Origin of the sequence: Streptomyces sp. UW30 (assembly GCF_008042075.1) — a bacterium.
In the GTDB taxonomy this organism is placed as follows: Bacteria; Actinomycetota; Actinomycetes; order Streptomycetales; family Streptomycetaceae; genus Streptomyces.
The window spans coordinates 1,120,957-1,133,667 of record NZ_RDBN01000005.1; the positions used below are offsets into that span (position 1 = coordinate 1,120,957).

Sequence of the window (12,711 nt, forward strand, 5' to 3'; positions counted from 1 at the left end):
GTCATCCCCCGCCGCAAGCCCGATCCCCCACACCCGGTCCACCGGACTCGCCTCCACCAGCACCCGCTCCCCGGTCCCCAGCAAAAACGCCCCCAGCCCGGGATCCGCGGCGAACTTGTGGACCGACCCCTCGACGACGATCCGGAACCGCTCCCGCTCCCACACCGCGTCGTCGAACCCCCGCACGAGCCGCCCGGCCTTCTTCGCCAGCGAGGGATGCTCCGCGGCCAGCACCCGCCGCTCCGCCTCCCCGTCCCCGAACAGCCGGGCCTTCTCGGCCATCATCCAGTGCTCGGCGGTCGCGTAGGACACCCCGTCCACCGTGAACGGCGACGGCCACCACTGACTCAGACAGCTCGCGCCCACCCGCCCGTCGGGCAGCGGCCGGTGTCCCCAGAAGTGCAGATACCTGACTCTCGCCCCCGAGCGGACGGCCTGGATCAGGACATCCCAAGAATCGATCTTCGCCATATGGCCGAGTCTGGCACGCACCACCGACATTCCGTCCTCGGTTTTCCAGGCCAACTCGACACCTGGTCGACAGATTCCGTCGCGTAACCAAAAGGCAACAACGGAATCACTTGTTGGAGTCCTTCTGCTCTGTCAGGATCGGCACTCAAATCGAGCCTGAGCCACGCCGGCCCCCTCGGGGGCACGGAGGGAGCGACATGCACAACCCGGGCACCGCCACCCCGGAACGATTCCCGGCGCAGGACCGCTTCGCGGACGGCGCGCAGTACATCGCGGGCCGTCCGGCGAAGGGGACCTCGGGGCGTACGCACGCCGTCGTAGACCCTGCCACAGGCGAGGAGGTGTACACGTACGACCTGGCCGGTACCGATGACGTCGATGCCGCGGTCGCCGCCGCCCGCGAGGCCTTCCCCGCCTGGGCCGCGGCCACCCCGGGTGAGCGCTCCGACGCGCTGCACCGCTTCGCCGCAGTCGTCGCCGAACGCGCCGAGGACTTCGCCCGCGCGGAGTCCCTGCAGTGCGGCAAGCCGCTGAAGCTGACCCGGGAGTTCGACGTCCCGGGGACCATCGACAACATCGCCTTCTTCGCCGGAGCCGCCCGGCATCTGCAGGGTCAGTCCGCCGGTGAGTACTCAGGCGACCACACCTCGTACGTGCGCCGCGAACCCATCGGCGTCGTCGGCTCCATCGCCCCCTGGAACTACCCCCTCCAGATGGCCGCCTGGAAGATCCTCCCGGCGATCGCCGCGGGCAACACGATCGTGCTCAAGCCCGCCGAGCTCACCCCGCTCACCTCGCTCCTGTTCGCGCAGGCGGCCACCGACGCCGGCATCCCGGACGGCGTCATCAACATCATCACGGGCACCGGGAAGGAGGCCGGCGAGCACCTGGTCGGCCATCCCGACGTCGCCATGACCTCCTTCACCGGCTCCACCGCCGTCGGCAAGCGCGTCGCCGAGATCGCCACCGCGACCGTGAAGCGGATCCACCTGGAGCTCGGCGGTAAGGCGCCCTTCCTGGTCTTCGACGACGCCGACGTCGAGGCCGCCGCCCACGGCGCCGTCGCGGGCTCGCTCATCAACACCGGGCAGGACTGCACGGCCGCCACACGCGCGTACGTGCAGCGACCGCTGTACGAGGCGTTCGTCGAGCGCACCGCCGCCCTGATGGAGAGCGTCCGGCTCGGTGATCCGTTCGCGCCGGGCACCGACCTCGGGCCGCTCATCTCCCACGTCCAGCGCGACCGGGTGGCCGGCTTCGTCGACCGTGCGCGTGCCTACGCGCGCGTGGTCACCGGCGGCGCCACGCCGAAGGGGGAGCTGGAGGACGGCGCGTACTATCTGCCCACGCTCGTCGCCGACGCCGCTCAGGACAGCGAGATCGTGCAGTCCGAGATCTTCGGTCCGGTACTGGTCGTTCTGCCGTTCGACAGCGACGATGACGGGATCCGGCTGGCCAACGACACCCCGTACGGCCTGGCCGCCTCCGCGTGGAGCCGGGACGTCTACCGGGCGAACCGTGCCACGCGCGAGATCAAGGCCGGGTGCGTGTGGGTCAACGACCACATCCCGATCATCAGCGAGATGCCGCACGGCGGCTACAAGGCGTCCGGCTTCGGCAAGGACATGTCCGCGTACTCCTTCGAGGAATACACCCAGATCAAACACGTCATGTTCGACAACACCGCGGTCGCCGCGAAGGACTGGCACCGCACCGTCTTCGGGGACCGATAGCCAGATCAGCGGGCACGGCCGTGCGTCCGACCACGCCGGCCCTCCCCCCTCCCTCCCGAAAGGGCYCCAAGCGCATGGAGCAGTACGAGCCCGACCGCCTGTCACCGGCCCAAGTGGCCGCCATGCGGCGCAGCCTCCGCAATGGCCGGGCGGCCATGACCCGCCGTTCCCTGCTGCGCGCCTCCGCCGGCGGCGCGCTCGCGCTGGGCGGACTGGGGACGCTCAGCGCCTGCGGGATCCCCGCGGCCGGCAAGACCGAGGGAGGCACGTCCTCCGAGGACCACTCGGCGAAGGAGAAGGAGATCTCCTTCTCCAACTGGACCGAGTACATGGACGTCGACGACAGCGGCAAGCACCACCCGACGCTGGAGCAGTTCACCAAGCGGACCGGCATCAAGGTCAAGTACACCGAGGACATCAACGACAACAACGAGTTCTTCGGCAAGGTCAAGCCGCAGCTCGCGGCGGGCCAGGACACCGGGCGCGACATCATCGTGCTCACCGACTGGCTGGCCGGCCGTCTCATACGCCTCGGCTGGGCCCAGAAACTGGACCCGTCCAACCTGCCGCACGCCTTCGCCAACCTCTCGCAGCAGTTCCGCGATCCCGACTGGGACCCGGGGCGGGCGTACTCGTACCCCTGGCAGGGCATCTCGACCGTCATCGCCTACAACAAGAAGGCGCTCGACGGCGTCGAGGTGAAGACGGTCTCCGACCTGCTCGACAACCCCAAACTCAAGGGCCGCGTCGGCTTCCTCACCGAGATGCGCGACACCATCGGGATGACCCTGCTCGACATGGGCAAGGACCCCGGCAAGTTCAGCGACGACGACTACGACGCGGCGATCGCCCGCCTGCAGAAGGCCGTCGACAACAAGCAGATCCGCCGCTTCACCGGCAACGACTACACCTCCGACCTCACCAGCGGCGACTTCGCGGCCTGTCTCGCCTGGGCCGGAGACGTCGTCCAGCTGAAGGCCGACAGCCCGGACATCGACTTCCTGATCCCGGACAGCGGCTACATGACGTCGAGCGACAACATGCTCGTCCCCAACAAGGCCCGTCACAAGACGAACGCCGAGCGGCTCATCGACTTCTACTACGAGCCGAAGCCCGCGGCCGAGCTCGCCGCCTACATCAACTACGTCTGTCCCGTGGACGGTGTGAAGGAAGAGCTGGCGAAGATCGACGAGGACGTGGCGAACAACCCGCTGATCCTCCCCGACAAGGCCATGCAGGCCCAGTCCCGCGCCTTCCGCTCACTGAGCTCGAAGGAAGAGACGGCATACGAAGAGAAGTTCGCGAAGCTCACAGGGGCGTGACCACACCATGACGAACGACACCAGCGGCGACGTCCGCCTCTCCGGCATCAGCAAGACCTACGGCTCTTTCACCGCCGTGCACCCGCTCGACCTGACCGTCCCGCAGGGCTCCTTCTTCGCCCTGCTCGGCGCCTCGGGCTGCGGCAAGACCACCACGCTGCGCATGATCGCCGGCCTGGAGGAGCCCAGCGGCGGCACCGTCCACCTCGGCGATCAGGACGTGACCGCGCTCCCGCCGTACAAGCGGCCGGTGAACACGGTCTTCCAGTCCTACGCCCTCTTCCCGCACCTCGACATCTTCGAGAACGTCGCCTTTGGCCTGCGCCGGCGCGGCATCAAGAGCGTGAAGAAGCAGGTCGAGGACATGCTCGACCTCGTCCAGCTCGGCGAGCAGGCCCGCAAGAAGCCGCACCAGCTGTCCGGTGGCCAGCAGCAGCGTGTGGCCGTCGCCCGCGCGCTGATCAACCACCCCAAGGTGCTCCTCCTCGACGAGCCCCTCGGCGCCCTCGACCTCAAGCTGCGCCGCCAGATGCAGCTGGAGCTCAAGCGCATCCAGACCGAGGTCGGCATCACCTTCGTCCACGTCACGCACGACCAGGAGGAGGCCATGACGATGGCCGACACGGTCGCCGTGATGAACGCGGGCCGCGTCGAGCAGCTCGGCTCGCCGGCCGACCTGTACGAGAACCCGCGCACGACCTTCGTCGCCAACTTCCTCGGCACCTCCAACTTCATCGAGGCCGAGGTCGACTCCAAGAGCGGCGACGACATCGTGCTGAAGGCGGGCGGCGGCAAGCTGGTCCTCCCCGAGGAGCGGTGCAGCGCGGCGACGGCGACCGGCGGCAAGGTGCTGGTCGGCGTACGCCCCGAGAAGATCTCCCTCACGCATGCCGACGAGGCGGGCGAGATACCCGAGGGCCGCAACCGCATCACCGGCAGGATCGCCGACTCCTCCTTCATCGGCGTCTCCACGCAGTACGTCGTCGACAGCCCCGTCTGCCCCGAGTTCGAGGTCTACGCCCAGAACATCGACCGCGACACCCGGCTCGTGCCCGGCGCCGAGGTCGTCCTGCACTGGAACCCCGCGCACACCTTCGGCCTCGACGCCGCCCAGTCCCTGCTTGCTGGGACAACGGGCTCCGCCGGCATCCAGGAAGAGGCGGCGGTCTGATGGCGACCCTCACCGAGGCGCCCCCGCCTCTCACCCCGACGGCCCCCGAGAAGAAGCCGCCGCGCAAACGCGGCCGCCTGGTGCCGTACTGGCTCCTGCTGCCCGGTATCCTGTGGCTGGTCGTCTTCTTCGCGCTGCCGATGATCTACCAGGCCTCCACGTCCGTGCAGACGGGCTCGCTGGAGGAGGGCTACAAGGTCACCTGGCACTTCGCGACCTACTGGGACGCCCTGTCGGACTACTACCCGCAGTTCCTGCGCTCGGTGCTCTACGCCGGCTCGGCGACGATCCTGTGCCTGGTCCTCGGCTATCCGCTGGCGTACCTCATCGCCTTCCGCGCGGGCCGCTGGCGGAACCTGATCATGATCCTGGTGATCGCGCCGTTCTTCACCAGCTTCCTGATCCGCACCCTCGCCTGGAAGACGATCCTCGCGGACGGCGGCCCGGTCGTCGGCGCTCTCAACACGCTGCACGTCCTGGACGTCACCAGCTGGCTCGGGATGACCGAGGGCGACCGCGTGCTGGCCACGCCGCTCGCGGTGGTGTGCGGTCTGACGTACAACTTCCTGCCGTTCATGGTCCTGCCGCTCTACTCCTCGCTGGAGCGCATCGACCCACGGCTGCACGAGGCGGCGAACGACCTGTACGCCAGGCCGAGCACCACCTTCCGCAAGGTCACCTTCCCGCTGTCGATGCCGGGCGTGGTCTCCGGCACGCTGCTGACCTTCATTCCGGCGGCGGGTGACTACGTCAACGCGGACCTGCTGGGCTCCACCGACACCCGCATGGTCGGCAACGTCATCCAGACGCAGTTCCTGCGGATCCTGGACTATCCGACGGCCGCGGCCCTGTCCTTCATTCTCATGGCCGCCATCCTCGTCATGGTGACGCTCTACATCCGCAGGTCCGGCACGGAGGATCTGGTTTAAATGACCGTCGTCAACTGGCTCAAGCGCAATCTCGTCGTTATCGCGGGACTGCTGACGCTTGCTTATCTGCTGCTGCCCAACGTCGTCGTGACGATTTTCTCCTTCAACAAACCGAAGGGGCGCTTCAACTACGAATGGCAGGAGTTCTCCACGGCCGCCTGGCAGGACCCGTGCGGTGTCTCCGACCTGTGCGGCTCGCTGTCGGTCAGCCTCCAGATCGCGTTCTGGGCGACCCTCGGCGCCACGCTCCTGGGCACGATGATCGCCTTCGCGCTGGTCCGCTACCGCTTCCGCGCGCGGGGCGCCATCAACTCGCTGATCTTCCTGCCGATGGCGATGCCCGAGGTCGTCATGGCCGCCTCGCTGCTCACCCTGTTCCTCAACCTGGGTGCTCAGCTCGGCTTCTGGACGATCCTCATCGCGCACATCATGTTCTGCCTGAGTTTCGTCGTGACGGCGGTGAAGGCGCGTGTGATGTCGATGGATCCACGGCTGGAGCAGGCCGCGCAGGATCTGTACGCGGGCCCGTTCCAGACCTTCGTCCGGGTCACCCTGCCGATCGCCGCCCCCGGCATCGCGGCCGGCGCGATGCTCGCCTTCGCGCTGTCCTTCGACGATTTCATCATCACCAATTTCAACGCGGGCTCCACCGTCACCTTCCCGATGTTCGTCTGGGGCTCGGCCCAGCGCGGAACGCCCGTTCAGATCAATGTCATCGGTACGGCCATGTTCATCATCGCCGTACTGTTCGTCCTGGCCTCCATGGCCATCGGAAACCGCCGCAAGAAGCAAAAGGCATAAGCACCTGTAGGGAGTTGAAATCATGGCCCCAAGCGCCATGAGTTCTGGCAATCACTGGACGAAATCCCTTTCCGACGCCCAGCCGGTCCCGTACTGGCTGGACGACCCCGGCCGACCCCACCCCGAACCCGCGCTCACCACCGCCGAGACCTGTGACCTGCTGGTCGTCGGCGGCGGCTACAGCGGACTGTGGACCGCGCTCATCGCCAAGGAGCGCGACCCCCAGCGGGATGTCGTCCTGGTCGAAGGCCGTGAGGTGGGCTGGGCCGCCTCGGGCCGCAACGGCGGCTTCTGCGCCGCCTCGCTCACTCACGGTCTGCCCAACGGACTCACCCGCTGGCCGGACGAGATCCATCAGCTGGAGGAGCTGGGCGCCCGCAACCTCGACGAGATCGAGAGGGCGGTCGCCCGCTACTCCCTGGACTGCGACTTCGAGCGCACCGGCGAGATCGACGTCGCCACCGAGACGTACCAGGCGCGGGAACTGCGCGACTGGTACGAGGAGTTGCGGGACAAGGGCCTCGCCGAGGGCATCGAGTTCCTGGACACCGAAGCGGTACGGGCACAAGTCGACTCACCGACATTCCAGGCGGGTCTGTACGACCGCCGGGGCGTCGCCATGGTCAATCCGGCCAAGCTGGTGTGGGGCCTGAAGCAGGCGTGCCTGGACCTCGGTGTCCGCGTCTACGAGCACACCCCCGCCCTGACCCTGAAGCCGTACGGCGCGGGGATGGCCGTACGCACTCCGTACGGCTCGGTCCGCGCCCGCAAGGTCGCGCTCGGCACGAACATCTTCCCGAACCTGGTCAAGCGGGTGCGCGCCTACACCGTCCCGGTCTACGACTACGCCCTGATGACCGAGCCGCTCACCGAGGACCAGCTCTCCTCGATCGGCTGGAAGAACCGCCAGGGCCTCGGCGACTCGGCGAACCAGTTCCACTACTTCCGCCTCTCCGCCGACAACCGCGTCCTGTGGGGCGGCTACGACGCCGTCTACCCGTACGGCGGCCGGGTGCGCGCCGAGTACGACGACCGCCCGGAGACGTACGCCAAGCTCGCCGGGCACTTCTTCACCTGCTTCCCGCAGCTGGAGGGCACCCGCTTCACGCACGCGTGGGGTGGCGCGATCGACACCTGCTCGCGCTTCTCGGCGTTCTTCGGCACGGCCCATCAGGGCAAGGTGGCGTACGCGGCCGGTTTCACGGGGCTCGGCGTCGGGGCGACCCGGTTCGGCGCGGACGTGATGCTGGACCTGCTCGCGGGGGAGCAGACCGAGCGCACACAGCTCGAAATGGTCCGCAAGAAGCCGCTGCCCTTCCCACCGGAGCCCTTCGCCTGGACCGGCATCGCCCTCACGAAGTGGTCGCTGGCCCGCGCGGACGCGCACGGCGGGCGGCGCAATCTGTGGCTGAAGGCGATGGACCGGCTGGGCCTGGGCTTTGACAGTTAATGTGATCCATATCACTTTGAATCCATCTCGCGAACCCGCGTAATGCAAACCGGGTGACCTCCCTCTCCCTCGTGACGCGACCAGCGTCCACGAAGAAAAGGGAGGTCACCGCCATGACAGGGGCGAAGACGGCGGTCGAGTGGCTGGCATCCGTGGCTCCGAACCCCGAGGCCTGCCGCTGGGAGTGGGAGCGCAATCCCCTCGGGGTCACCCTGCTGCCGGCCGGCAAGGCCTGGGACGTACTCATCCTGCCGGGTGAGCTCGGCTATCCGACCCTCGATGTGCTCACCCGCATCATCGACCAACTGGGCCCGGTCCTGGTCGACTTCGGCGACTCACGCATGGGCTTCTTCGTGCCGCCCGGCACGGCCGCCCGCTGGCTCGGCACCGGCATCCGTACGGCCGGGGCCGGCACCTGGATCGTCGTTCCCTACCCGGGCCGCTCCACCGGCGGTATCCGCTGGCTGGTCCCGCCGGACGGCACCGGCACCCTCCATGACCCGGCACTCCTCGAACTGGCCATGCACGAGGCGGCGGCGGGTCTCGCCGACTCTTGACAGAAAGATTGGTCTGGACCAGGTTATGTGCGGCTCCACCCTCCATTTCCCCCATGCCTGGAGGCACTTGTGGATCGCTTCAGACCTCTGGCCCTCCTGACGGCCGCGGCACTGACCCTGCCCGGCGTCACCGCCCTCTCGTCGGCCGCCCGTGCGGCCGACGCGGACCTCGCCCGCAACGGCGGCTTCGAATCCGGCCTCGACGGCTGGACCTGCACGGCCGGTACGACCGTCAACACGCCTGTGCGCAGCGGAAGTTCCGCACTCCAGGCCACCCCGGCCGGCAGCGACAACGCCCGGTGCGCACAGACCGTCACCGTGAAGCCGGACTCCCAGTACACCCTGTCCGGATACGTCCGCGGCGCCTACGTCTACCTCGGCGCGAGCGGCACCGGCACCACCGACGTCTCCGCCTGGACCCAGTCCGCCCCCTCCTGGCAGCAGCTCACGACGACCTTCCGCACCGGCCCCTCCACCACCCGCGTCACCCTCTACACCCACGGCTGGTACGGCACCGGGGCCTACAACGCCGACGACATATCCCTCGTCGGCCCCGGCGTGGACGCCGGCCAGCCGCCCGCCGCGCCGACCGGCCTGAAGACGGGCGCGACCACCTCGTCCAGCGTCGCCCTGTCCTGGTCGGCGGTCACCGGCGCGACGGGCTACGCCGTCTACCGCGACGGTGCCAAAGTCCAGACGGTGACCGGCACTTCGGCCACGATCGCCGGGCTCTCGCCCTCCACGGCATACAGCTTCCAGGTCGCCGCGGTGAACGACGCGGGCGAGTCGGCGAAGTCGGCCACGGTGACCGCGACGACGACCGCGGGCACCGGCAACCCCGTGGAACTCCCGGCTCACGCCCTGGTCGGCTACCTCCACGCGAGCTTCGCCAACGGCTCGGGCTACACCCGCATGGCCGACGTCCCCGACAGCTGGGACGTCATCGACCTGGCCTTCGGCGAGCCGACCTCGGTCACCTCGGGCGACATCCGCTTCGAGCGCTGCCCGGTGACGGAGTGCCCGAACGTCGAGTCCGACGCCGACTTCAAGGCGGCCATCAAGGCCAAGCAGGCGGCCGGCAAGAAGGTGCTGATCTCGATCGGCGGCCAGAACGGCCAGGTGCAGCTGACCACCGCGGCGGCGCGGGACACCTTCGTGACGTCGGTCTCGAAGATCATCGACGAGTACGGACTCGACGGCCTGGACATCGACTTCGAGGGCCACTCACTGTCCCTGAACGCCGACGACACGGACTTCAAGAACCCGAAGACACCGGTGATCGTCAACCTCATCTCGGCCGTGAAGACCCTGAAGGCCAGGTACGGCGACGACTTCGTGCTGACGATGGCCCCGGAGACCTTCTTCGTCCAACTCGGCTACCAGTACTACGGCACCGGCCAGTGGGGCGGCCAGGACCCGAGGGCGGGGGCGTACCTCCCGGTCATCCACGCCCTGCGCGACGATCTGACGCTCCTGCACGTCCAGGACTACAACTCGGGCCCGATCATGGGCCTCGACAACCAGTACCACTCCATGGGCGGCGCCGACTTCCACATCGCCATGACCGACATGCTGCTGACCGGCTTCCCGGTCGCGGGCAACGCGAGCAACGTCTTCCCGCCGCTGCGCCCCGACCAGGTCGCCATCGGCATGCCGGCATCGACCAACGCGGGCAACGGCCATGTCTCCCCGGCCGAGGTCACCAAGACCCTGGACTGCCTCACCAAGAAGACGAACTGCGGCTCGTACGCCACGCACGGCACCTGGCCGGCGCTGCGCGGCCTGATGACGTGGTCGATCAACTGGGACCGCTACTCGAACTGGGAGTTCCAGCGGACGTTCGACGGCTATTTCGGCTGAGGAACAGCCACAGCAGCGACAGGAGCACCGTGCACAGGCACCAACTGGCCACGACGTCCAGTGGCCAGTGGTAGCCGCGCCGGACCAGCCCGAAGCCGACGCCGAGATTGAGGGCGGCGCACACGGCGAGGAGAGTGCGGCGGGCGAGTGCGGAGCGCAGCCAGGGGAGGAGGAGCAGGGCCGCGGCGCCGTACGCGACGGCGGCCGTGGCCGTGTGCCCCGACGGGTAGTAGCCCGTCGCGGGCGGCACGGCCGGGGTGCCCGGCCGGTCGGTCAGTTCCTTGAGGGGGACGATCAGGGCCGGGACCAGGGCCATGAGGAGGGCGGCCGACGCGGCCGACAACCACCAGTGGTGTGTACCAATGCGGCGATGCCGCCAGGTGACGTACAGCAGGACGACCGCCATCGCCGGCACCGCGACCGGGATATTGCCCAGGTCGGCGAGGAGCTCGGAGAGGCGGTCGGGGTGGATCAGGGCCCGGCCGGCCGCCTCGTCGAGGTCGACCAGCGGGCCGTCGGCCACCACCTGCCAGGTGATGAACGCGAAGAGAAGGGCCGGAAGCCCGAGAAGAAGGAAGAGGGAGGTCGGCCGCCCCGGAACAGGGGGGGTGGTTCCGAGGCGGCCGTCCGGATCGGAAGGTCGCGCGCCCCGGGGGGTTTGGGGCGGGCGACTGTCCGATCGGTGAGGAGATCCGGAGCCGGAAGCTCCGGGTGTGTGCGCGAGGGCACGACCAGGTCGAAGCTGGGGAGGCCACGGCCTGATGTCGCCCAGAGTCCCCTCTGGGCGGGGTGTATCTCTCATCTGGTTAGAACCTACGACAGGGCGAAGGCGTTAGACAGACGCAATCGCGTCCTGACATCCACCTCGCACACCTTCTTCACACGCTCTGACTAACGCGGCCCCAGCCCCGGAATCGACGGAGTCGTCAGGGCTGGGGCTCATGGGGTTCCCGGGGTGTGAACCCCGTCTCCCACCAGTGGTTTCGCTGTGACCTCAGATGCGGGTGAAGGCCTGCTCGATGATGTCGAGGCCCTCGTTCAGCAGGTCCTCGCCGATGACCAGCGGGGGCAGGAAGCGCAGCACGTTGCCGTAAGTGCCACAGGTCAGGACCAGCAGGCCCTCGGCGTGGCAGGCCTTGGCCAGCGCGCCGGTCGCCTCCGGGTTCGGCTCCTTGGTGGCGCGGTCCTTGACCAGCTCGATGGCGATCATGGCGCCACGGCCGCGGATGTCGCCGATGATGTCGAACTTCTCGGCCATCGCGGTGAGGCGGGCCTTCATCGTGGCCTCGATCGCCTTCGCCCTGGCGTTGAGGTCGAGCTCCTTCATCGTCTCGATGGAGCCGAGCGCACCGGCGCAGGCGACCGGGTTGCCGCCGTAGGTGCCGCCCAGGCCACCCGCGTGCGCGGCGTCCATGATCTCGGCGCGGCCGGTCACGGCGGCGAGCGGGAGGCCACCGGCGATGCCCTTGGCGGTGGTGATCAGGTCCGGGACGATGCCCTCGTCCTCGCAGGCGAACCACTGGCCGGTGCGGCAGAAGCCGGACTGGATCTCGTCCGCGACGAAGACGATGCCGTTGTCCGAGGCGAACTTGCTGAGCGCCGGCAGGAAGCCCTTGGCCGGCTCGATGAAGCCGCCCTCGCCGAGCACCGGCTCGATGATGATCGCGGCGACGTTGTCCGGGCCGACCTGCTTGGTGATCTGGTCGATGGCCTGCGCGGCGGCCTCGGGGCCGGCGTTGTCCGCACCGGTCGGCCAGCGGTAGCCGTACGCCACCGGCACCCGGTAGACCTCGGGCGCGAACGGACCGAAGCCGTGCTTGTACGGCATGTTCTTCGCGGTCAGCGCCATCGTGAGGTTGGTCCGGCCGTGGTAGCCGTGGTCGAAGACGACGACGGCCTGACGCTTGGTGTACGCACGGGCGATCTTGACGGCGTTCTCGACGGCCTCGGCGCCGGAGTTGAACAGCGCGGACTTCTTGGCGTGGTCACCGGGCGTCAGCTCGGCGAGGGCCTCGGCGACCTCGACGTACCCCTCGTACGGCGTGACCATGAAACAGGTGTGGGTGAAGTCCGCGAGCTGGGCCGACGCCCGGCGTACGACGGCCTCGGCGGAGGCGCCGACGGAGGTCACGGCGATGCCCGAACCGAAGTCGATCAGCCGGTTGCCGTCGACGTCCTCGATGATGCCGCCGCCCGCGCGCGCGGTGAACACGGGCAGCACGGAGCCCACGCCCTGCGCGACCGCGGCGGTACGGCGGGCCTGCAACTCCTGCGACTTCGGACCGGGGATGGCGGTGACGACGCGGCGCTCCTGCGGAAGTGCACTCATGAGGGGCTCCTGGGGGTTTTGCTGACGCTTGTCTCGTTCTTTTCTCGCAGGCTAGGGCGGGGAGTGGGGGGTGGGCATGCTCCATGTG

The 12,711-nt window shown here is 68.6% G+C and carries 11 protein-coding genes; 8 read left to right on the forward strand and 3 right to left on the reverse strand.

Annotation, left to right across the window (positions count from 1 at the left end; genetic code table 11):
• On the reverse strand, positions 1-501 hold a 501-nt coding region (locus tag EAO75_RS06860; RefSeq protein ID WP_147994321.1), incomplete at its 3' end, for an NADAR family protein.
• Positions 502-668: 167 nt separating this feature from the next.
• Here EAO75_RS06860 and EAO75_RS06865 point away from each other — a divergent pair.
• The 8 genes from EAO75_RS06865 (at position 669) to EAO75_RS06900 (ending at position 10,294) form a co-directional block, all read left to right on the forward strand.
• Positions 669-2,204: a gamma-aminobutyraldehyde dehydrogenase gene (locus EAO75_RS06865; RefSeq protein WP_147994056.1), complete on the forward strand. Its 1,536-nt coding sequence runs from the start codon at positions 669-671 to the stop codon at positions 2,202-2,204.
• Positions 2,205-2,278: 74 nt separating this feature from the next.
• Positions 2,279-3,526, forward strand: a complete 1,248-nt coding sequence (locus tag EAO75_RS06870) for a PotD/PotF family extracellular solute-binding protein (protein ID WP_147994057.1) — start codon at positions 2,279-2,281, stop codon at positions 3,524-3,526.
• Positions 3,527-3,533: 7 nt separating this feature from the next.
• Entirely contained in the window at positions 3,534-4,697 is a 1,164-nt protein-coding gene (locus EAO75_RS06875; RefSeq protein ID WP_147994058.1) for an ABC transporter ATP-binding protein, read from the forward strand.
• Positions 4,697-5,626 (forward strand): ABC transporter permease, encoded by a 930-nt coding sequence (locus tag EAO75_RS06880; RefSeq protein WP_147994059.1) that lies wholly within the window; start codon positions 4,697-4,699, stop codon positions 5,624-5,626. The genes EAO75_RS06875 and EAO75_RS06880 overlap by 1 nt, the downstream gene beginning before the upstream one ends.
• The gene (locus EAO75_RS06885; RefSeq protein ID WP_147994060.1) at positions 5,627-6,427 is read left to right on the forward strand and encodes an ABC transporter permease; all 801 of its coding nucleotides are present in this window, start codon (positions 5,627-5,629) and stop codon (positions 6,425-6,427) included.
• A 22-nt stretch (positions 6,428-6,449) separates the two neighbouring features.
• Positions 6,450-7,877 carry an NAD(P)/FAD-dependent oxidoreductase gene (locus EAO75_RS06890; protein ID WP_147994061.1) on the forward strand — a complete coding sequence of 476 codons (1,428 nt, stop codon included), beginning with the start codon at positions 6,450-6,452 and terminating at the stop codon, positions 7,875-7,877.
• Positions 7,878-7,990: 113 nt separating this feature from the next.
• Positions 7,991-8,434: a hypothetical protein gene (locus EAO75_RS06895; protein ID WP_147994062.1), complete on the forward strand. Its 444-nt coding sequence runs from the start codon at positions 7,991-7,993 to the stop codon at positions 8,432-8,434.
• Positions 8,435-8,503: 69 nt separating this feature from the next.
• Positions 8,504-10,294 (forward strand): chitinase, encoded by a 1,791-nt coding sequence (locus tag EAO75_RS06900; RefSeq protein WP_187284323.1) that lies wholly within the window; start codon positions 8,504-8,506, stop codon positions 10,292-10,294.
• Here the strand turns inward: EAO75_RS06900 and EAO75_RS06905 are convergent.
• Together EAO75_RS06905 and gabT are read right to left on the reverse strand one after the other, a co-directional pair.
• On the reverse strand, positions 10,233-10,820 hold the full coding sequence (locus EAO75_RS06905; RefSeq protein ID WP_410092205.1) for a phosphatase PAP2 family protein: 588 nt from the start codon (positions 10,818-10,820) through the stop codon (positions 10,233-10,235). The genes EAO75_RS06900 and EAO75_RS06905 overlap by 62 nt on opposite strands.
• 468 nt (positions 10,821-11,288) lie before the next feature.
• Positions 11,289-12,623, reverse strand: coding sequence for a 4-aminobutyrate--2-oxoglutarate transaminase (gabT, locus tag EAO75_RS06910; RefSeq protein WP_147994063.1), 1,335 nt, complete (start codon positions 12,621-12,623; stop codon positions 11,289-11,291).
• Positions 12,624-12,711: the final 88 nt, after the last annotated feature.

What these genes read in the sequence shown, in the direction of transcription:
- EAO75_RS06865 (WP_147994056.1), top strand. Translation starts at nt 669, where the DNA reads ATGCACAACCCGGGCACCGCCACCCCGGAACGATTCCCGGCGCAGGAC.
- EAO75_RS06870 (WP_147994057.1), top strand. Translation starts at nt 2,279, where the DNA reads ATGGAGCAGTACGAGCCCGACCGCCTGTCACCGGCCCAAGTGGCCGCC.
- EAO75_RS06875 (WP_147994058.1), top strand. Translation starts at nt 3,534, where the DNA reads ATGACGAACGACACCAGCGGCGACGTCCGCCTCTCCGGCATCAGCAAG.
- EAO75_RS06880 (WP_147994059.1), top strand. Translation starts at nt 4,697, where the DNA reads ATGGCGACCCTCACCGAGGCGCCCCCGCCTCTCACCCCGACGGCCCCC.
- EAO75_RS06885 (WP_147994060.1), top strand. Translation starts at nt 5,627, where the DNA reads ATGACCGTCGTCAACTGGCTCAAGCGCAATCTCGTCGTTATCGCGGGA.
- EAO75_RS06890 (WP_147994061.1), top strand. Translation starts at nt 6,450, where the DNA reads ATGGCCCCAAGCGCCATGAGTTCTGGCAATCACTGGACGAAATCCCTT.
- EAO75_RS06895 (WP_147994062.1), top strand. Translation starts at nt 7,991, where the DNA reads ATGACAGGGGCGAAGACGGCGGTCGAGTGGCTGGCATCCGTGGCTCCG.
- gabT (WP_147994063.1), bottom strand. Translation starts at nt 12,623, where the DNA reads ATGAGTGCACTTCCGCAGGAGCGCCGCGTCGTCACCGCCATCCCCGGT.